This window comes from Pseudoxanthomonas sp. YR558 (assembly GCF_900116385.1).
Classification (GTDB): domain Bacteria; phylum Pseudomonadota; class Gammaproteobacteria; order Xanthomonadales; family Xanthomonadaceae; genus Pseudoxanthomonas_A.
The window spans coordinates 623,559-641,818 of record NZ_FPCI01000001.1 but is presented as its reverse complement, the minus strand read 5'-3'; the positions used below and the strand labels follow the sequence as shown (position 1 = coordinate 641,818).

Below are 18,260 nucleotides of genomic sequence, written 5' to 3'. Positions count from 1 at the left end.
ATAACCGGCGGTTATCAGCGGCGGCAGCCGAGCTTGCGCAGTTCCAGTTCCGCGGCGAACAGGAACTCGAATGCCTCCAGGTGCCGGCGCGCCTCCGCCATCGTGCGGCCCCACGCGTACAGGCCGTGGCCGTCGATCAGGTAGCCCCATAGCGGCTGGCGGTCGAGCAGGGCATCGACCTGGGCGGCCAGGGTCGGCATGTCCTGGGTGTTCGCGAACACCGGCACGTCGATCGCCATCTCGTGCGTCTGGTTGCCATGGAACGCCTTCAGCAGTTCGAAGCCTTCCAGCCGGATGTGGCCGGCGCCGGCGAACAGCCGCGAAGCCACTGTCTGCACCAGCGAGTGCGTGTGCAGCACGCAGCCGATCTCCGGGTAACGGCGATACAGCTGGGTATGCAGCAGGGTTTCCGCCGATGGTCGGTGGTCGCTGCCGACGGCCTTGCCCTCGAAGTCGACGACCATGATGTCGTTCTCGACCAGCCGGCCCTTGTCGCGGCCGGAGACGGTGATGGCGGCGTGGCGCTCGTCCAGTCGCTCGGAGAAGTTGCTGCTGGTCGCCGGCGTCCAGCCGAGCTGCGACAGCTCGCGCACGTTGCTGATGATCGAGTGCGCGCGGTCGCGCAACTGGTCGGCGTCGTAGGGGAGGGCGGCGTTCATGCCGCCCATTCTAGCGCCTGGAAGATTACGGGGCTCGGCCTTGGGCGCGCAGGCGGCTGTGGCGATAGCCGTAGCCGAAGTAGATCAGGAAGCCGGCCGCCGTCCATACCGCCATCAGCATCCAGTTGTGCGCGGTCATCGCCGACAGCAGCGCCATGCAGCTCAGTACGCCCAGCGAGCAGATCAGCCAGGCGGCGGGAATGCGGAACGGACGCGGCAAGTCGGGTTGGGTGCGGCGGAGCACCAGCACGCCGATGCACACCGAGGCGAACGCAATCAGCGTGCCCATCGAGGTCAGCTCGCCGAGGATGTCGAGCGGGAACAGCGCCGCCAGCAGCGCGATGCCGATGCCGGTGATGACCGTATTGATGTGCGGCGTGCGGTATTCCGGATGGATCTTGGTGAACACCGGCGGCAGCAGGCCGTCGCGGCCCATGATCATGAAGATGCGCGGCTGGCCGATGATCATCACCAGCACGACGGACGACAGGCCGATCAGCGCGCCGATTTCCACCGTGATGCGGAGCCAGTCCAGCTCCGGGTGAGCGGCCACCGCGGTGACCACCGGTTCGGCGGTGCCCAGCGCGGTGTAAGGCACCAGGCCGGTCATCACGGCCGCCATGGCGATGTAGAGGATGGTGCAGATCACCAGCGAAGCGAGCATGCCGATGGGCAGGTCTTTCTGCGGGCGGTGGGATTCCTGCGCCGCGACCGACACCGCCTCGAAGCCGATGTAGGCAAAGAACACCATCGCCGCGCCACGCAGCACGCCATCCCAGCCGAACTTGCCCGGGCCTTCGTTGGCGGGGATGAAGGGCTCCCAGTTGCCCGGGTCGACGTACTGCCAGCCGGCGAAGATCACCAGCACGATCAGGCCCGTCTTCAGCACCACCATTGCCATGTTCATGGCCGACGACTTGCGGATGCCGACGTAGCACAGCCAGGTCAGCAGCAGCACCAGCACCGCTGCCGGCACGTTGGCGATCGCGCCGGTGGGGCGCAGTTGCGCGTCCAGCGGGGCACTGACGAAGGCCTGGGGCAAATAGATATTGGCGTGTTCCAGCAGACTCAACAGGTAGCCGGTCCAGCTGACGGCGACCGCAGATGCCGACACGCCGTACTCCAGCACCAGCATCCAGCCGATGAACCAAGCAGCGAGTTCCCCCAGGGTGGCGTAGGTGTAGGTGTACGCGCTGCCGGACACCGGGACCATCGCGGCGAATTCCGCGTAGGCGAGCGCGCAGAACGTGCAGCAGATGGCGGCGAGCACGAACGACAGCATGATCGCCGGGCCGGCGTGGTTGGCCGCGGCCTGGCCGGTGATCACGAAGATGCCGCCACCGATCACCGCGCCGATGCCGAGCGCCGTCAGGCCCCAAGGGCCGAGGGTGCGGCGCAGGCTGAGCCCTTCGGCTTCGTTGTGGGCGGCGTGGGGGTGCTTGGTGGCCAGGAGCTGTCGGAGCATCGTGCGTGATCTCGGGACGTTATCGAGGAGTGCAACCAAAAAGGCCGGCGGTGCGCCCGCCGGCCTTGAAGAGGATCAGGCGCGCTGCCTGAGTTTGCTGTTCCAGAAGCCGTAGCTGAAATAGATCACCAGGCCGATCAGGGTCCAGCCGACGAACAGTTTCCAGTGCTCGGTGAACGGCTGCCAGAACAGGTAGAGGCACGCGAGCACGCCGAGCGGGCACACGATGATGGCGGCCGGCACACGGAACGGACGCGGGATCTCCGGCTTGGTGAAACGCAGGATCAGCACACCCGCGCACACGGTGGCGAAGGCGAGCAGCGTGCCCATGGAAACCATTTCACCGAGCAGCCCGATCGGCAGGAAGCCGGCCAGCGCCGAGGCGACGACGCCGACGATGATCGTGCCCACGTACGGCGTCTGGAACTTCGGATGCACCCTGCCGAAGATCTTCGGCATCAGGCCATCCTTGGACATGCTGTAGAAGATGCGCGGCTGCGCCATCAGCATCACCAGGATCACCGACGTGAGGCCGGCGATGGCGCCGATCTCGATCAACGTCTTCAGCCACAACAGGCTCGGATAGGCCTCCAGTGCGGTCGCCACCGGCTTCGCCGTGCCCAACTGGGTATACGAGATCATGCCCGTCAGTACCGCGCAGACCACGATGTAGATCACGGTGCAGATCGCCAGCGAGCCGAGGATGCCGATGGGCATGTCGCGCTGGGGGTTCTTCGCTTCGCCCGCAGCGGTGGATACCGCATCGAAGCCGATGTAGGCGAAGAACACGATGGCGGCGGCACGGGTGACGCCTTCGAAACCGAACTTGCCGGGGCCTTCGTTAGCCGGGATGAAGGGCTGCCAGTTGGCCGGATCCACGTACTGCAGGCCGAAGGCCACGAACAGCAGGATCACCGTCACCTTGATGGCGACCACGATCGCGTTGACGAACGCGGACTGGGTGATGCCCACGTAGCAGAGACCGCTGACGGCCGCCACGATGAACACGGCAGGCAGGTTGAGGATGGCGCCGGAACGGACGAACTCGCCGTTGGCCACGGTGAACGTGGCGTTGGCCAGTGCGTCCGGCAGCGGCACACCCAGCGTGCCGAGGAAACTGTTGAGATAGCCCGACCAGCCCACTGCGACGGTCGAGGCGGCGAACAGGTACTCGAGGACCAGGCACCAGCCGATGAACCAGGCCACGAATTCACCGAGCGTGGCGTAGGAATAGGAATAGGCGCTGCCGGAGACCGGCATCAGCGCGGAGAACTCCGCGTAGCACAGGCCCGCGAGGGCACAGGCGAAGCCGGCCATCACGAAGCTCAGCATGATCGCGGGGCCGGCATGGTTGGCGGCGGCCTGGCCGGTGAGAACGAAGATGCCCGCGCCGATCACCGCGCCCACGCCGAGCATCACCAGATGCTTGGCGGTCAACGTCCGTTTCAGGGTGGCTTCGCCGTCCAGGCTGCCTTCGAAGGGTTCACCGGCATCGACGTGGCCTGCCGGCGCGACCGGCTTGACCCTGAACAGAGCTTTGAGCATTCGCAGCGTCCCCTTGGATGACGTGAGTGCCGGCGGAAGGACCCGCCGGGCGGTGGCGACTGTCATGGGGACCGTCCCCACGGAAGGCCGTACCTTGCCAAAGCGGGCGGGGGATCACAAGCGCGGTTGCAGCATGGCGGGCGATAATCGCGGCGCCCTCGCCATACCCTGAAAGGAAAAAACACGCCGTGTCAGCTGCTTACGCTCGCCTCCGTGCAGACCTGGCCGACTACGGTCGCCGCTGGCCCGACGAACAGCCGGTGGTGGCGCAATTCCTGGTACTGCTCGACGACCCGGCCGACCCGTTTGTCCGCCAGCGGCTGGAAGGCCATCTGACCGGCGGTGCCTGGCTGGTCAGCGGCGATGGGCGGCGCACCCTGCTGACGCACCATCGCAAGCTGGGGCGCTGGCTGCAGCTGGGCGGACACGCCGATGGCGACATCGACATGGCCCGGGTGGCGCTGAAGGAGGCGGAAGAGGAATCCGGCCTGGTCGATCTCAGTGTGGAGGGCGACATCTTCGACCTGGACCAGCACTGGATCCCCGAACGCAAGGACGTTCCTGGCCACTGGCATTACGACGTGCGCTACGTCGTGCGTGCCGGCGGCAGCGAAGCGTACGTAATCAGTGAGGAATCGCTGGACCTGGCCTGGCGCGAGATCGCGCCCATCGCCGACGAGCCCGACGAATCGCTCAGCCGCATGGCGCGCAAGTGGCTGGCCCGCGACGCGGGGTGAGCGTCAGTACAGCACGCGCACGCGCAGCGTGCCGGGAATGGCCGCCATCGCTTCACGCAGGCTGGTGGTCTGCTCTTCGTCGGCGGTGACATCGATGACCACGTAACCGACCTTGGGGTCGGTGCGCAGGAACTGGCCGTCGATGTTGATGCCGCGGTCGCGGAAGATGTCGTTGATCTGCGACAGCACGCCCGGCACGTTGCGGTGGATGTGCATGATGCGGCGGCTGCCGTCGTGGCCGGGCAGGGTGACTTCGGGGAAGTTCACCGCCGACAGCGTGCTGCCGTTGTCGCTGTAACGGACCAGCTTGGCGGCCACCTCGATACCGATGTTGTCCTGCGCTTCCAGCGTGGAGCCGCCGACGTGCGGGGTCAGGATGACGTTGTCCAGCCCACGCAGCGGCGATTCGAACGATTCGGCGTTGCCCTTGGGCTCCACCGGGAACACATCCACCGCCGCACCGCCGACGTGGCCGGACTTCAGCGCATCCGCCAGCGCGTCGATGTCGACCACGGTGCCGCGCGAGGCGTTGATTAAGTGCGCGCCACGCTTCATCTCCGCGATCTGCGCCGTGCCGAACATGTCCTTGGTCGCCGCTGTTTCCGGCACGTGCAGGGTCACCACGTCGCTCAGCGCCAGCAGGTCGTCCAGGCTGATCGCAGGGCGCGCGTTGCCGAGCGAGAGCTTGGTCTCGATATCGTGGAAGAGCACGTGCATGCCCAGCGACTCGGCGAGCACGCCGACCTGGGTGCCGATATGGCCGTAGCCGATGATGCCGAGGGTCTTGCCGCGCACTTCGTGGCTGCCTGCGGCCGACTTGCTCCAGCCACCGCGATGGCATTCGGCGTTCTTCTGCGGAATGCCGCGCATCAGCAGGATGGCCTGGGCGATGACCAGCTCGGCCACGCTGCGGGTGTTGGAGTAGGGCGCATTGAAGACCGGGATGCCGGCCAGTTCCGCCGCTTCCAGGTCCACCTGGTTGGTGCCGATGCAGAAGCAGCCCACCGCGATCAGACGGCGCGCCTGCGCCAGGACGTCATCGGTCAGGTGGGTGCGCGACCGGATGCCGACGATATGGGCCTCGGCGATGCGTTGCTTGAGTTCGGCTTCCGGCAGCGACTTCTCGTGGAACTCGATCTGCGTGTAACCCGCCGCGCGGAAGGTCTCCACGGCCGTCTGGCTGACCCCCTCGAGCAACAGCACGCGGATGTCCTGCTTCGGGTACGAGGTCTTCTTGTTCGACATTGCCGGAAGGTCGCAAACGGGAGTGGGAAAGGATCGCCACTATGCCAGATGCCGGCCCGCGATGCTGCAGCGCGGAATGGAATGCTCGGTTGCCGTTTTTCCGGCTTGGTTGCCTCTGAAACGACCTGCTTGTCGGCTGGACGCAGCGCAGCATCGCTGGCACCCTGAGCGCCCCCGAAAATCCACCTGTGCAATGAGCGATCCGCGCCTGCAAGCCTTGCTCGAAGCCGCCCCTGGGCTGCGCCTGAAGACCGATCCCGCCGACCTCGAACATTACGGTCGCGATTGGACCCGGCGCTGGACGCCGGCCCCGTTGGCCATTGCGTTGCCGGCTACCGTCGAGGACGTGCAGGCCGTCGTGCAGTGGGCGAACGAACATCATGTCGCCGTCGTGCCTTCGGGCGGTCGCACCGGGCTGTCCGGCGGCGCTGTCGCGGCGAACGGAGAACTGGTGCTCAGCCTGGAGCGCATGAACCAGGCGCTGGATTTCAATGCCGTGGATCGCACGCTCACCGTGCAGGCCGGCATGCCGCTGGAAGCCGTGCACAACGCGGCGCGCGAGCACGGTCTTGTCTATCCCGTGGATTTCGCCGCGCGTGGCTCCTGCGCCATCGGTGGGAACATCGCGACGAATGCGGGCGGTATCCGGGTGATCCGCTATGGCAACACGCGCGAATGGATCGCCGGGCTCAAGGTGGTCACCGGCGCCGGCGACGTACTGGAACTCAACAAGGCCCTGATCAAGAACTCGAGCGGCTACGACCTGCGCCACCTGTTCATCGGTTCGGAGGGCACGCTCGGCGTAATCGTCGAAGCCACCGTCCGCCTGACCGATCCGCCGCCGCCGACCAACGTCATGCTGCTGGCGCTGCCGTCGTTCGACGTGCTGATGCAGGTCTTCGCAGCCTTCCGCGAGCGGCTGCAGCTGGAAGCCTTCGAGTTCTTCACCGATCGCGCGCTGCACCATGTGCTGGCGCATGGTGCACAGAGGCCGTTCGACGAGGTGCATCCCTACTACGTGGTCACCGAATTCGCCATCGGCGACGACGCGAAGGAGGCCGCCGCGATGGCGGCTTTCGAAGCCTGCATGGAGCAGGGCTGGGTTAGCGATGGCGTGATCAGCCAGTCCGATGCGCAGGCGGCGCAGCTGTGGCGCCTGCGCGAAGGCATCACCGAGGCGCTGGCGCGCTACAAGCCCTACAAGAACGATGTGTCGGTGCGCATCTCCGCCATGCCGGCCTTCCTCGCCGAAACCCAGGCGTTGCTGGGCGAGGCGTACCCGCAGTTCGACGTGGTTTGGTTCGGCCACATCGGCGATGGCAACCTGCATATCAATGTGCTGAAGCCCGACGACGTCGGCGATGCCGACTTCGTCACCCAGTGCGAACAGGTGACCAAGCTGCTGGCCGCATCGCTGCAGCGTCACCGCGGCAGCATTTCGGCCGAGCACGGCATCGGCCTGGTGAAGAAGGGCTACCTGGAAAGCACGCGCAGCCCCGAGGAAATCGCGGTGATGCGCGGCGTGAAGCGCGTGCTCGACCCGAACGGCCTGATGAACCCCGGCAAGCTGTTCGACGCGCAAGGGTGATGCGGGTTCATCCTGCGCGCGTCGATTGCAGGTAGGCTTTGCGCACCGCGCCGGCGACGGCGTCCCCTCCGGAAACATCCATGTCCCGTTTGATCCTGGCCGGCGTGTTGCTGGCACTTTCCGTCCCGGCCCTGGCCGGCAGCTTCGCCGGCAGTTCTGCGGGCGCCTCCTCCGCCGGTTCGTCGGCATCGTCCGACAGCTCGTCCGGCGACGACAAGATTGTGCTGCAGGCCCGCGAAGACGCAGCCAGCTTCGTCGCCAGCAATGGCCGCATCCGCGGCGCACAGCTGGAGGCCGCGTTGCGCCACCTGCGCGAAACCGATGAAACCGCGCGCCGCGCCAGCGACATGCAGCTGGCCCAGGCCATCCTGGCGCGTTGATGTTCCCGCGTCGGCCATGGAGCCGACGCATCGGCGTGGTCCTAGCTTCTGTACTGCTGGGCCACGCGCTTCCTGCCTTCGCCCTACGCGTCGATCCCACGGGTCTCGACGCGGCCCAGGTCGCATCCACGCAGGCGCTCGTCGACGATGTCCTCGCCCGCCTGCCGCGCGCGTGGCGAGACGGACTGCCGCCAGACCTCATCCTGGGGTGGCGCACCGATCTTCCGCACGATGTGCAAGGCCGCCGTGTCGGCCACCGACTGTGGCTCGATCGCGCATTGCTGGATGACGCACGCGTCCCGGCGGCGCGGAAGGCGCTCGTCCACGAGCTCGCGCATGCCTACGACCGCGCGCATCGCAACGTGTTGTCCGGGGATGCGCGCCTGCGCGAGCTGGCCGGTTGGCAGCGCAGCGTGTTCCGCGTCGTGGGCCGGCGCAGCCGCAATGATTTCACCGCCCGGAGCCCCGATGCCTACGAGCTGATGCGGCCGTCGGAGTTCGTTGCCGTCAATCTCGAGCACTTCGTGCTGGACAGCAGCTACGCATGTCGGCGTCCGGCGCTATACCGCTATTTCGCATCGCATTTCGGCGGGTCGGCCGCGGCGGCCGAGTGCGCGACGGGACTGCCTTTCCTCGAGGCAGATGCGGCACGTGGCCATGCGTCGCTGCTGGCGCTGGATCCCGCGCGCGTCTACGAAGTCGACTACCTGCTGGCCGAGGGCAACACCGAAGCGATGAGCCGCTGGGGCCACAGCATGCTGCGCCTGGTCGTCTGCGCGCCGGGGCGTGCGCCGGGGCCGGATTGCCGGCTGGACCTTGCCCATCATCGCGTGCTGTCGTTCCGCGCCTTCGTGGGCGATGTGCAGATCTCAAGCTGGCGGGGGCTGACGGGCTCGTACCCGTCGCGCGTGTTCCTGCTGCCGCTGGACCAGGTGATCGAGGAATACACGAAGGTCGAACTGCGTGGCCTGCAATCCGTTCCGCTGCGACTCCAGCGGGAGGAGGTTGCCTCGCTGCTGGAGCGTGCCGCGCAACTCCACTGGAGCTATGACGGGCGCTATTACTTCATCAGCAACAACTGCGCCGTGGAAACCTGGAAGCTGCTGCACGATGGCGTGCCGCGGCTTGCCGGTGAGCCATTGGCGAGCATCATGCCGACAGGTTTGCTGAGGAAGCTGGAGCGGGCGGGCATCGCGGACCGTCGCGTGTTGGAGGATGGCGAACAGGCGCGCCGTCTTGGTTACTACTTCGAACCGATGAGCGCGCGCTATGACACGCTGTATTCCGTCGCACGCCAGGCGCTTGCCCTGCCGCACCCCGATGCGCAGGTATGGTTGGCGCTGTCGCCGACAGAACGGGCGCCTTGGCTGTCGCAGGCCGACCTGAAGGCGAGCGCGGCCTTGCTCGTGCTCGAGAATGCCGCGCTGCGCCGCCAGCAGTTGCTGTTGCGCGATGAACTGAAGCGACGCTACCTCGGTCGCGACGTGCCTGCGGATGCCGCGCCCGCGGTGCAGGCGCTGAAAGCGTGGTTGGGCGATACCAGCTTCGTCAGCCAGCCCGCCGAACTCGCGCCGGCGGGATACGGATTGCCGCAATCGGACGAACGCGAGCGCATCGCCGTGGAGGCGCAGGTGCGCGTCGAGAAGCTTCGAAGCGAGGATGCGGTCCTGCGCAAGGACCTGGAGCGCTGGCTTCCCGAAGACCAGCGGGAAGCCCTGCGCGGGATCGAATCCAACGTGGACGCGATCGGTGCGCGCCTGCGGGCCTTGGCCGCGGCAGGCGCGCCGTAACCGCGAATCAGTCCGCGCGGCCGCCGAATTCGCCGGTGGTCGTGTTGACCAGGATGCGTTCGCCGTTGGTGATGTACTCCGGCACCATGATCTCGATGCCGGTGCTGAGCCGGGCCGGCTTCGGACGCTTCGTGGCGGTGCCGCCCTTCAGTTCCGGCGGCGTTTCCACCACTTCGAGCGTGACGTGCTGCGGCAGCTGCAGCGCGACCGGCAGTTCGTCGATCACCTGCACGTAGCAACCGCTCAGGCCGTCGGTGATGTAGCCGGCATCGTCGCCGATCACGTTCGCGTCGAGGGTGTAAGGCGTGTAGTCCTCGTCGTCGAGGAACACGAAGGCATCGCCGTCCTTGTAGGAATACGTCGCCTGGCGGCGCAGCAGCTCCACTTCGGACAGGTTGTCGTCGGCGTCGAAGCTGGCGTCCAGCTTGTTGCCGCCGGGCACGCTGTACATGATGAAACGGAAGCGCACGTTGCCGCCGCGGCCCTGCGGCGAGCTGCGCTCGATGTCGCGGATCTGGTACACGCCGCCGTTGTGTTCGACGACGTTGCCCTTCTTGATGTCAAAAGCCTTCATGGATGAACCGTAGGTAGGAAAGGAGAAATAGAGGCGGTGGGCTTACTTCGGCGCCAGCCGCACGGCGCCGTCCAGGCGAATCGTCTCGCCGTTGAGATAGGGATTGCCCAGGATGTAGGCGACCAGGTCGGCGAACTCTTCCGGCTTGCCGAGGCGGGACGGGAAGGGGATCGAGGCGCTGAGCGACTGCTGCACGGCTTCCGGCATGCCGTCGACCATCGGGGTCCAGAAGATACCGGGCGCCACGGTCATCACGCGGATGCCGAAGCGCGAGAGTTCGCGCGCCATCGGCAGGGTCATGCCGACCACGCCGCCCTTCGAGGCCGAATAGGCCGCCTGGCCGATCTGGCCTTCGTAGGCCGCCACGCTCGCCGTGTTGACGATGATGCCGCGCTCGCCGTCGGCGTTCGGGGTGTTGTGCTGCATCGCGTCCGCGGCCGCCTTGGCCACGTTGAAGCTGCCCACCAGGTTCACCATCACCGTGGTCTGGAAGGTGGACAGCGGCATCGGTGCTTCCTTGCCGAGCACGCGTCCGGCGCCGAGGATGCCGGCGCAGTTGATCGCGGCATTCAGTCCACCCAGGAATTCCCTGGCCGCGGCGATGTTCGCCGTGACGCCGGCTTCGTCGGTCACGTCGGTACGCACGTACCGCGCGTTGCCTTCGCCCAGTTCGGCGACGGCGGCGGCGCCCTTGTCGTCGTTGACGTCGAACAGGACGGCTTTGCCGCCGTGGCGGACGAGGTGGCGGGCGACGGCCAGCCCCAGGCCGGAGACGCCGCCGGTGATGACGGCACGGGTATCGGAAAGCTGCATGCGGCGGACCTGATGCGGAAAGGCCGGCATTTTACGCGATGGCGGGTGACGGGCGTCGCACCCGCGGGCAAGCCGGCTCGGCTCAGGCGTGCAGCGCCCGCTCCAGCGGGGTGTCGGCCAACCGGCGCGCGAATTCGTCCGGCGACAGGCCTGGCGCGAACAGGAAGCCCTGGCCGACCGGGACGCCCAGGTTGAGCAGGAACTGGCGCTGCGCCTCGGATTCCACGCCTTCGGCCACCAGGCCAAGCCCCAGGCTGCGCGCGATCGCCGAGACGGCCTGGCAAACCGCCACGTCGGAGCGATTGTTGGGCACGCCTTCGGTGAACAGCGGGCTGAGTTTCAGGCCATGGATCGGCAGCCGGCGCAGGTAGTTGAGCGCGCTGTAGCCCTCGCCGAAATCGTCGATGGTCAGCACTACGCCCAACTGGCGCAGATCGGCGAAGGTGCGCAGCGTGGCGGGCGCATCCTCGATCAGGACGCGTTCGGTGAATTCCAGTTCCAGCGCAGCGCCCGGCAGGTTGAACTCGGTGAGGATTGCGCGCACGCGGTCAGCGAGGTCATCGCCGGCGAATTGGCGGTACGACACGTTGACCGCCACCCGCACGATGCCCAGGCCCTGATCGCGCCACGCCGCCACCTGCCGGCAGGCCTCGCGCAGCACCCAGCTGCCGATCCGCACGATGTCGCCGGTGGTCTCGGCGTGGCTGATGAACACGTCGGGGCGCAGTTCGCCTAGTTGGTGGTTCTGCCAGCGGATCAGCGCTTCGGCCGCGATGATGTGGCCGTTGCGCAGATCGACCTGCGGCTGGTAGACGAGGCGGAATTCCTCGTTGTCCACCGCGCGGCGCAGCTGCGTCTCGATCTGCAGACGGTCCTGCTGCCGTTGCGCGAGCTCCTGGGTGAAGCTCTGCCAGCCGTTGCGCGCGCGATGCTTGCTGTCGTACATCGCGATGTCGGCGTTCTGGATCAGTTGTTGCGGGCGCAGGCCATCGCCTGGCGCGACCGCGAGGCCGATGCTGGCCGTGATGGCGAATTCGTCCTTGCCGAAGCGGAACGAGTCGGCGAACGCACCCAGCACCGCGTGCGCCAGCTGTTCGGGTAATTGCGGGTCGTCGCCGGCGTCGCAGATGACCAGGAATTCGTCGCCGCCGAAGCGCGCGATCATGCCGTCGGTACCCACCGCGCCGCGGATGCGGTCGGACGCCTGCACCAGCAATTCATCGCCCGCGTTGTGGCCCAGCACGTCGTTGACCATCTTGAAACGGTCGAGGTCGATGTAGAGCACCGCGACCTGCGCACGTTCCGGGTCACTCAGGCGCGCGCCGAGCTCGGTCAGCACGGCGTCGCGGTTCATCAGGCCGGTCAGCGGATCGGTGCGCGCCTGGATGCGCAGCGTTTCCTCCGCCTGCTTGTCCTGCGAGATGTCCTGCATGGTGCCGGTGATGCGCGACGCGCCGGGATCGCCAGGCTCGGCATCGCCGATCACGCGGATCCAGAACGGGTGACCGTCGGCCTGCGTGCCCTGCAACTCCAGGTCGAAGCCCTTGCCGCCGCCGGTGATCAGGTTCAGCGCACCGCGCAGTCGCCGGCGGTCGGTTTCGCGCAGGCAGGTCAGCACATCGTCGAGGGTGATCAGCGGGCGCGCGGCGCCGAGGATGCGCTGCGCTTCGTCGGTCAGGTACATGCGGTCGCGGCCGATGTCCCATTCCCAACCGCCGATGTGGGCCAGCGATTGCGCGCGGTCGAACAGTGCGCTGTCGCGCTTGAGCTCGGTGACGTCGCTGAAGAGCGTGGTCACCTGGGAGGGACGGCTCTCGCCGGGCGCGAACTGCGGCACCGACGTGGCCGTCACCCAGATCAGGTGCTTGCGTTCGCGGTGGTACATGCCCAGCAGCACGCTCTCCACCATCTGCCCGCTGTCCAGGGCGCGCTGCGCGGGAAGCTCGTGGCGCTGCATCTCGCGACCGTGTTCGTCGACGACATGCCAGCGGTCCAGCGACAGTTCCTGGCCGACGCGCTGGTCCTCGCGAATGCCGAAGATGCGCATCGCGGCGCCGTTGCAGTACTGCACGACGAGGTCGCGGTTGTTGACGACGATGCCCTTGTCGATGGTTTCCATCAGTTCGCGGTAGCGCATTTCCGCGAGCCGCCGGGAGCTGATGTCGCGTGCCACGGCGACGATGCTCTTGCGGCCATCGAAGTTGATGTTCGCCGAGTGCACTTCGACCGGGAACCGCGTCCCGTCGCCGCGCATGTTGGTGACTTCGATGACGTAGGTCTCGCCCCGGTTCAGCGTCTCCCACACCGGCATCAGGTGGTCGCGCGGTAGGTCGGGGTTGAGCACGTTGATGTTGCGGCCGACGATCTCTTCAGGTGGCCGCTTGTAGGCCGACATACCGGCCTTGTTGAGGTCCAGCACCGTGCCGTCCTCGGCGATGATGCTGACCGGATCGGGGACCGCGTCGAACAGGTTGCGGTAGCGCGAGCGCTCGGTGTCGGCTTCATGCTGCTTGGCAAGCAGCGCGTCGCGGGCCTGCCGCAAGAGCACGGCGGTGGCGTCAGTCGGGCCGCGCTCAGCGGCGGCGCGTTCCAGCGCGGCGACAAGCGCCGGCAGGTCGAGACCTTCGCTGGCCGCGTCGTGGTTCATGCCGCGGCCGCCAGTGCCTTGCCGACGCGGCTGCCGGTCTCGCGGCCCAGCCGGGTCGCCAGCCAGCGGCCGGTCTCGGCCAGCAGGTCCAGGTCCACGCCGGTGCGCAGGCCCTGGCCGTGCAGCAGGTAGACCACATCCTCGCTGGCCACGTTTCCGCTGGCACCCTTGGCGTAAGGACAGCCGCCCGCGCCGGATACGGCAGCGTCGACGACGCGCACGCCCACGTCCAGGCAGGCCAGCAGGTTCGCGAGCGCCTGGCCGTAGGTGTCGTGGAAGTGCACCGCCAACGCCGGCATCGGGACTTCTGCGGCGACGGCTTTCAGCATCTCCGCCGCCTTGCGCGGCGTGCCCACGCCGATGGTGTCGCCGAGGGAAATTTCATAACAGCCCAGGGCATGCAGCTGCTTCGCCACGCGTACCACGTCCGCCAGCGGCACGTCGCCCTGGTAGGGGCAGCCGAGCACGGTGGACACGTAGCCGCGGACCCTCACGCCGTCGCTCGCTGCACGCGCCAGCACCGGGCGGAAGCGCTCGATGGATTCGTCGATCGAGGCGTTGATGTTCTTCTGGTTGAAGGCTTCGGAGGCCGCCGTGAACACGGCGACTTCCTCAACGCCCACGGCGCGTGCGCGGTCGTAACCCGTTTCGTTCGGAACGAGCACCGGATAGGCCGTGCCCGGCCGCCTGTGGATGGCCGAGAACACCTCGGCGGCATCGGCGAGCTGCGGGACCCATTTCGGGCTGACGAAGCTCGTGGCCTCGATGCTCAGCAGGCCGGTGCGTGTCAGGCGGTCGATCAGTTCCACTTTGTCGGCGGTCGCGACCTGCGTCTTTTCGTTCTGCAGGCCATCGCGCGGGCCCACTTCGACGATGCGGACGAAGTCTCCGCCGGGAGACGGTGTGGGCAGGGTCATGTGCCCACCTTCGCGCGACGCATACGCAGCGTCTTGGCCTTGCCGTCGAACGCTTCGAAGAGTTCCGGATGCTTGCGCAGCAGGTCGCGTAACTGGGCGGGACTGCCTTCGAACAGGTACGTGCTGGCGTCGGTCTCGCGCGCCTTGAGGCTGCCCTGTTGGACCCGCTGCATGATGGTCACCGTATCGAGCATCGCGATCTGCAGCGTATCGTCGTGGATGCGGTATTTCAGCAACGTGACGGCACCCGCAGGCATGCCTTTCGGGATCGGCGGCGCGGCGGCCTTGCCGGTGCCGAACAGGCCTTCCAGTTCCTTGAAGCCGAGGGCCAGGTAGCGGTCACCGTCCACCTCGAAGCCGAGCGCATCGAAGCCCGGTTCGTCCTGGCGATTGTTGTCGCGGAGGCGAACATGGCACTTGGCGTCTACGTCCGCGTAGTCGTCCTTGCCCAGCGGCACGCGGTCCTGCGGGCTGTCGGGCAAGGGAATCCAGCGTCCGACCAGGGCCGGGTCGCAGGCTAGCGGGGCAGGGGCTTGTTCGAACATGACGCAGCCGGTCAACAGGCTGGCCGCCAGCAGCAGGACGGTCAACAGGCGCAGCGGCGTCATGGCGACCCTCATTCCAGCGCCACGAGGACGGTGTCGGCCTCGACGAAGTCGCCCGCCGCGGCGCGCACTTCAGCCACCACGCCATCGCGCGGTGCCTTGACGGCAAGCTCCATTTTCATCGCTTCCATCACCAGCAACTCCTGTCCGGCCACCACCGCATCCCCTGGCCGCGCCTTCACCAGCACCACGCGCCCCGGCATCGGCGCGACGATCTTCCCGCTGCTCGACGCCTCGGCCGCATCCGCGCGCCGATAAACCGGCACCGTCTCCACCGTCGTCCGTTGTTCCCCATCGTGCAGCGTCAGGCGGGTGCCGTGCCGCAGGACGCGGAATCGCCGCGCCTGCCCATGAATACGCAAACCGAGCAGGCCGCCGGTCAGCTGGGCGGCCTCCACGTCATGCTGGCCGTCGTCCAGGTCGACCCGGTAGCGTCCACCGTGGCCGTGCGCCCGGCCTTCCCAGGCTTCTCCCCGGTACTGGAAGGCCAGCGGGCGGGCGCCCGCGTGGCCCAGCCGCCAGCCATCGGTGACCGCCCAGGGCGAGCCGGGTTCGCCGCTGCGCGCGGCGGTGGCCTGCGCCTCGGTTTCCTGGCGCAGCAACTCGGCCACGGCGATGGCGACGCGATGTCCGTTCGGCAACGTCGCCGACGGCATGAACTCGTCCAGATGCCGGTCGAGGTAGCCGGTGTCGATCCGGCCCTCGGTGACGGCCGGGTGGCGCGCGAGCCGCTCCAGAAAGGCGATGTTGGATTTGGGGCCCGCGATATCGCACTGGGACAGAGCGTCGCGCAGGCGGCCGAGGGCTTCGGGGCGGTCGGCGCCGTGGACGATGAGCTTGGCGATCATCGGATCGTAGAAGATCGTCACCGTATCGCCTTCCACCACGCCGGCATCGATCCGGATGCCCGGTGCCGGTACAGGAAGCGCGAGGCGTTCGAGACGGCCGGAGCCGGGCAGGAAGCCGGCCTCCGGATCTTCGGCATAAAGACGCACTTCGATCGCGTGGCCCTGCTGGCGGATATCGTCCTGCGCCAGCGGCAACGGCTCGCCCGCGGCGACGCGCAACTGCCATTCCACCAGGTCGAGGCCGGTGACCAGTTCGGTGACCGGATGCTCCACCTGCAGGCGGGTGTTGATCTCCATGAAGTAGAACTGGCCGTCGGGATCGACGATGAATTCCACCGTGCCCGCGTTGACGTAGTCGATCGCCTGCGCGGCCTTCACCGCAGCATCGCCCATCGCGATACGCAGCGCCGGGGTCAGGAAGGGTGAGGGCGATTCCTCGAGCACCTTCTGGTAGCGGCGCTGTGCCGAGCACTCGCGTTCGTTGAGATGCAACGTGTGGCCGTGCGCATCGGCGAACACCTGGATCTCGATGTGGCGCGGCGACGACACGTAGCGCTCCAGCAGCACACGGTCACGGCCGAAGGCATTGGCGGCTTCGCGCTGGCAGCTCTCCAACTGGCCGATGAAATCCTCCAGCCGGTGCACGACACGCATGCCCTTGCCGCCGCCGCCGTGGGCCGCCTTGATCATCAGCGGGAAGCCGATGCGTGCCGCTTCGCGTGACAGCGTGTTCGGCGACTGGTCCTCGCCAGTGTAGCCCGGCACCACGGGTACGCCTGCTGCCGCCATCAGCTCCTTCGCGCCGGCCTTGCTGCCCATCTTGCGCATCGATGCCCCGGAAGGACCGATGAACACCAGGCCTGCCGCGGCGACGGCGTCGGCGAAGTCCGCGTTCTCGGACAGGAAGCCGTAGCCGGGGTGGATGGCTTGCGCGCCCGCTTCCTTGGCCGCGGCAATGACCGCGTCACCGCGCAGGTAGCTCTCCGCCGGTCGCGGGCCGCCGATCAGATAGGCCTCGTCCGCCTGGCGCACGTGCTGCGCGTCGGCGTCGGCCTCGGAGTACACGGCCACGGTGGCGATGCCGAGCCGGCGACAGGTAAGGATGACGCGGCAGGCGATTTCGCCGCGGTTGGCGATCAGGATCTTGGAGAACATCAGGCGTCGGTATCCGCGGGCAGGTGGCAGACGGCTTCGATGTTGTGGCCGTCCGGATCGATGGCGAAGGCGCCGTAGTAGTTCGGGTGGTAATGCGCGCGCAGGCCGGGCGCGCCGTTGTCGCGTGCGCCGGCGGCCAGCGCTTCGGCGTGAAAGGCGTCCACCTGCGCGCGGTTGCCTGCAGTGAACGCGATATGCGATCCACGACCGGGCTCGCCGCTGCCTTTGCCGACCCAGAAATGGGGGCGGTTGGGCGGACCGAAACCGCAGCCTTCATAGCCGCCACTCATCTCGCGCGTGACCTCCATGACGACGCCGTAGCCGAGCGTGGCGAGCACACGCGTGTAGAACGCGCGGCTCCGCGCGTAATCGGCAACTTCGATGCCCAAGTGATCGATCATCGATTCATTCCTTGGCCCAGCCGGGCGCGCGTTTGTCGAGGAAGGCGGACAGGCCTTCCTGTCCCTCGGGTGAGACCCGCAGGCGGGCAATCAGATCGGCGTTGTCGCTGTCGGCGCGGTCCCGGTCGGTCATGGACGCGATGCGCGCGACCAGCCGCTTCGCCCCGGCAGCGGCCTGCGGTCCGGCCTTCAGCAAGAGGGCGATCTGCCGCTCGATGGCGGCATCGAGCGCCTCTGCTTCGACGACGTCATGCAGCAGGCCGATCCGCAACGCGGTGGCCGCATCGAAGATCTCCGCGGTCGCGAACCAGCGACGCGCCTCGCGCGCACCGATCGCGGCGATCACGTAGGGCGAAATCACCGCCGGCAGCAGGCCCAGCTTGCTTTCGGTCAGGCCGAACTTCGCGGTCGGCACGCCGATGGCGATATCGCAGCAGGCGACCAGTCCCACGCCGCCACCGAAAGCCGCGCCGTGCACGCGGGCGATCGTCGGCTTGGGCAGTTCGTCCAGCGTACGCATGAGGCGGGCGAGGGCAAGAGCGTCTTCGCGGTTCTCGGCCTCGCTGGCCGAGGCCATGCCGCGCATCCAGTTCAGGTCGGCGCCAGCGGAAAACGAGGCACCGCTGCCTTCGAGCACGACCACGCGCACGTCGGCATCCGTCGCCAGCTGCTCCAGTGCGGCGGTCAGGGCCAGGATCAGGCCTGCGTCGAAGGCGTTGTGGAGGGCGGGGCGGTCCAGCCGCAGGCGGGCGATGGCGCCGGTGCGTTCCAGCACGAAGGGGTGTTCCTGCGGGAATTCCGCCATTGCGACCGTTCCTTGCGAAGTCGCCGAATGATAACGGCACGCTGCGTTGCGGCCTTCCTGCACTGCGGCGATGCTACAATGAGAAT

At 67.5% G+C, this 18,260-nt stretch carries 16 protein-coding genes; 4 read left to right on the top strand and 12 right to left on the bottom strand.

Annotated elements, in window-relative coordinates; translation table 11 throughout:
- Nucleotides 1-14 precede the first annotated feature (14 nt).
- From BM365_RS02920 to BM365_RS02910, 3 genes are all read right to left on the bottom strand, one after another.
- Nucleotides 15-659: a methylthioribulose 1-phosphate dehydratase gene (locus BM365_RS02920; protein ID WP_093489421.1), complete on the bottom strand. Its 645-nt coding sequence runs from the start codon at nucleotides 657-659 to the stop codon at nucleotides 15-17.
- Nucleotides 660-684: 25 nt separating this feature from the next.
- Nucleotides 685-2,124, bottom strand: coding sequence for an amino acid permease (locus BM365_RS02915; RefSeq protein WP_093486443.1), 1,440 nt, complete (start codon nucleotides 2,122-2,124; stop codon nucleotides 685-687).
- Between the two features lie 75 nt (nucleotides 2,125-2,199).
- The gene (locus BM365_RS02910; RefSeq protein ID WP_093486441.1) at nucleotides 2,200-3,669 is read right to left on the bottom strand and encodes an amino acid permease; all 1,470 of its coding nucleotides are present in this window, start codon (nucleotides 3,667-3,669) and stop codon (nucleotides 2,200-2,202) included.
- Between the two features lie 188 nt (nucleotides 3,670-3,857).
- Here BM365_RS02910 and BM365_RS02905 point away from each other — a divergent pair, with 188 nt between their 5' ends.
- Nucleotides 3,858-4,406: an NUDIX hydrolase gene (locus tag BM365_RS02905; RefSeq protein WP_093486439.1), complete on the top strand. Its 549-nt coding sequence runs from the start codon at nucleotides 3,858-3,860 to the stop codon at nucleotides 4,404-4,406.
- A gap of 3 nt (nucleotides 4,407-4,409) precedes the next feature.
- On the opposite strand, the gene serA is transcribed toward BM365_RS02905, so the two are convergent.
- Nucleotides 4,410-5,651, bottom strand: a complete 1,242-nt coding sequence (gene serA / locus BM365_RS02900; RefSeq protein WP_093486437.1) for a phosphoglycerate dehydrogenase — start codon at nucleotides 5,649-5,651, stop codon at nucleotides 4,410-4,412.
- Nucleotides 5,652-5,844: 193 nt separating this feature from the next.
- Here serA and BM365_RS02895 point away from each other — a divergent pair, with 193 nt between their 5' ends.
- The 3 genes from BM365_RS02895 to BM365_RS02885 all read left to right on the top strand — a co-directional run bounded on the left by BM365_RS02895 (nucleotide 5,845) and on the right by BM365_RS02885 (nucleotide 9,409).
- Complete coding sequence (locus BM365_RS02895; RefSeq protein WP_093486435.1) at nucleotides 5,845-7,239, top strand: FAD-binding oxidoreductase; 1,395 nt, start codon at nucleotides 5,845-5,847, stop codon at nucleotides 7,237-7,239.
- A gap of 80 nt (nucleotides 7,240-7,319) precedes the next feature.
- Complete coding sequence (locus tag BM365_RS02890; protein WP_093486433.1) at nucleotides 7,320-7,619, top strand: DUF2388 domain-containing protein; 300 nt, start codon at nucleotides 7,320-7,322, stop codon at nucleotides 7,617-7,619.
- 35 nt (nucleotides 7,620-7,654) lie between these two features.
- Nucleotides 7,655-9,409, top strand: coding sequence for a DUF7844 domain-containing protein (locus BM365_RS02885; RefSeq protein WP_233210773.1), 1,755 nt, complete (start codon nucleotides 7,655-7,657; stop codon nucleotides 9,407-9,409).
- Nucleotides 9,410-9,416: 7 nt separating this feature from the next.
- Here BM365_RS02885 and yeiP read toward each other — a convergent pair whose 3' ends face one another.
- The 8 genes from yeiP to BM365_RS02845 form a co-directional block, all read right to left on the bottom strand.
- The gene (yeiP, locus tag BM365_RS02880) at nucleotides 9,417-9,983 is read right to left on the bottom strand and encodes an elongation factor P-like protein YeiP (RefSeq protein WP_093486429.1); all 567 of its coding nucleotides are present in this window, start codon (nucleotides 9,981-9,983) and stop codon (nucleotides 9,417-9,419) included.
- A 42-nt stretch (nucleotides 9,984-10,025) separates the two neighbouring features.
- On the bottom strand, nucleotides 10,026-10,796 hold the full coding sequence (locus tag BM365_RS02875; protein ID WP_093489419.1) for an SDR family NAD(P)-dependent oxidoreductase: 771 nt from the start codon (nucleotides 10,794-10,796) through the stop codon (nucleotides 10,026-10,028).
- Between the two features lie 82 nt (nucleotides 10,797-10,878).
- The gene (locus BM365_RS02870) at nucleotides 10,879-13,443 is read right to left on the bottom strand and encodes a sensor domain-containing protein (protein ID WP_093486427.1); all 2,565 of its coding nucleotides are present in this window, start codon (nucleotides 13,441-13,443) and stop codon (nucleotides 10,879-10,881) included.
- Nucleotides 13,440-14,360, bottom strand: a complete 921-nt coding sequence (locus BM365_RS02865) for a hydroxymethylglutaryl-CoA lyase (RefSeq protein WP_093486425.1) — start codon at nucleotides 14,358-14,360, stop codon at nucleotides 13,440-13,442. Before BM365_RS02865 ends, BM365_RS02870 begins: the two co-directional genes overlap by 4 nt.
- Nucleotides 14,357-14,968 carry a hypothetical protein gene (locus tag BM365_RS02860; RefSeq protein ID WP_093486423.1) on the bottom strand — a complete coding sequence of 204 codons (612 nt, stop codon included), beginning with the start codon at nucleotides 14,966-14,968 and terminating at the stop codon, nucleotides 14,357-14,359. The genes BM365_RS02865 and BM365_RS02860 overlap by 4 nt, the downstream gene beginning before the upstream one ends.
- An 8-nt stretch (nucleotides 14,969-14,976) precedes the next feature.
- Nucleotides 14,977-16,968, bottom strand: coding sequence for an acetyl-CoA carboxylase biotin carboxylase subunit (locus BM365_RS02855; protein WP_093486421.1), 1,992 nt, complete (start codon nucleotides 16,966-16,968; stop codon nucleotides 14,977-14,979).
- Nucleotides 16,968-17,369, bottom strand: coding sequence for a VOC family protein (locus tag BM365_RS02850; RefSeq protein ID WP_093486419.1), 402 nt, complete (start codon nucleotides 17,367-17,369; stop codon nucleotides 16,968-16,970). Before BM365_RS02850 ends, BM365_RS02855 begins: the two co-directional genes overlap by 1 nt.
- A 4-nt stretch (nucleotides 17,370-17,373) precedes the next feature.
- Nucleotides 17,374-18,174 (bottom strand): enoyl-CoA hydratase-related protein, encoded by an 801-nt coding sequence (locus tag BM365_RS02845; RefSeq protein ID WP_093486417.1) that lies wholly within the window; start codon nucleotides 18,172-18,174, stop codon nucleotides 17,374-17,376.
- Nucleotides 18,175-18,260 lie beyond the last annotated feature (86 nt).

Excerpts from the sequence above, each read along its gene's own strand:
- BM365_RS02920 (WP_093489421.1), bottom strand. The coding sequence starts at position 659 with ATGAACGCCGCCCTCCCCTACGACGCCGACCAGTTGCGCGACCGCGCG.
- BM365_RS02915 (WP_093486443.1), bottom strand. The coding sequence starts at position 2,124 with ATGCTCCGACAGCTCCTGGCCACCAAGCACCCCCACGCCGCCCACAAC.
- BM365_RS02910 (WP_093486441.1), bottom strand. The coding sequence starts at position 3,669 with ATGCTCAAAGCTCTGTTCAGGGTCAAGCCGGTCGCGCCGGCAGGCCAC.
- serA (WP_093486437.1), bottom strand. The coding sequence starts at position 5,651 with ATGTCGAACAAGAAGACCTCGTACCCGAAGCAGGACATCCGCGTGCTG.
- BM365_RS02895 (WP_093486435.1), top strand. The coding sequence starts at position 5,845 with ATGAGCGATCCGCGCCTGCAAGCCTTGCTCGAAGCCGCCCCTGGGCTG.
- BM365_RS02890 (WP_093486433.1), top strand. The coding sequence starts at position 7,320 with ATGTCCCGTTTGATCCTGGCCGGCGTGTTGCTGGCACTTTCCGTCCCG.
- yeiP (WP_093486429.1), bottom strand. The coding sequence starts at position 9,983 with ATGAAGGCTTTTGACATCAAGAAGGGCAACGTCGTCGAACACAACGGC.
- BM365_RS02875 (WP_093489419.1), bottom strand. The coding sequence starts at position 10,796 with ATGCAGCTTTCCGATACCCGTGCCGTCATCACCGGCGGCGTCTCCGGC.
- BM365_RS02870 (WP_093486427.1), bottom strand. The coding sequence starts at position 13,443 with ATGAACCACGACGCGGCCAGCGAAGGTCTCGACCTGCCGGCGCTTGTC.
- BM365_RS02865 (WP_093486425.1), bottom strand. The coding sequence starts at position 14,360 with ATGACCCTGCCCACACCGTCTCCCGGCGGAGACTTCGTCCGCATCGTC.
- BM365_RS02860 (WP_093486423.1), bottom strand. The coding sequence starts at position 14,968 with ATGACGCCGCTGCGCCTGTTGACCGTCCTGCTGCTGGCGGCCAGCCTG.
- BM365_RS02855 (WP_093486421.1), bottom strand. The coding sequence starts at position 16,968 with ATGTTCTCCAAGATCCTGATCGCCAACCGCGGCGAAATCGCCTGCCGC.
- BM365_RS02850 (WP_093486419.1), bottom strand. The coding sequence starts at position 17,369 with ATGATCGATCACTTGGGCATCGAAGTTGCCGATTACGCGCGGAGCCGC.
- BM365_RS02845 (WP_093486417.1), bottom strand. The coding sequence starts at position 18,174 with ATGGCGGAATTCCCGCAGGAACACCCCTTCGTGCTGGAACGCACCGGC.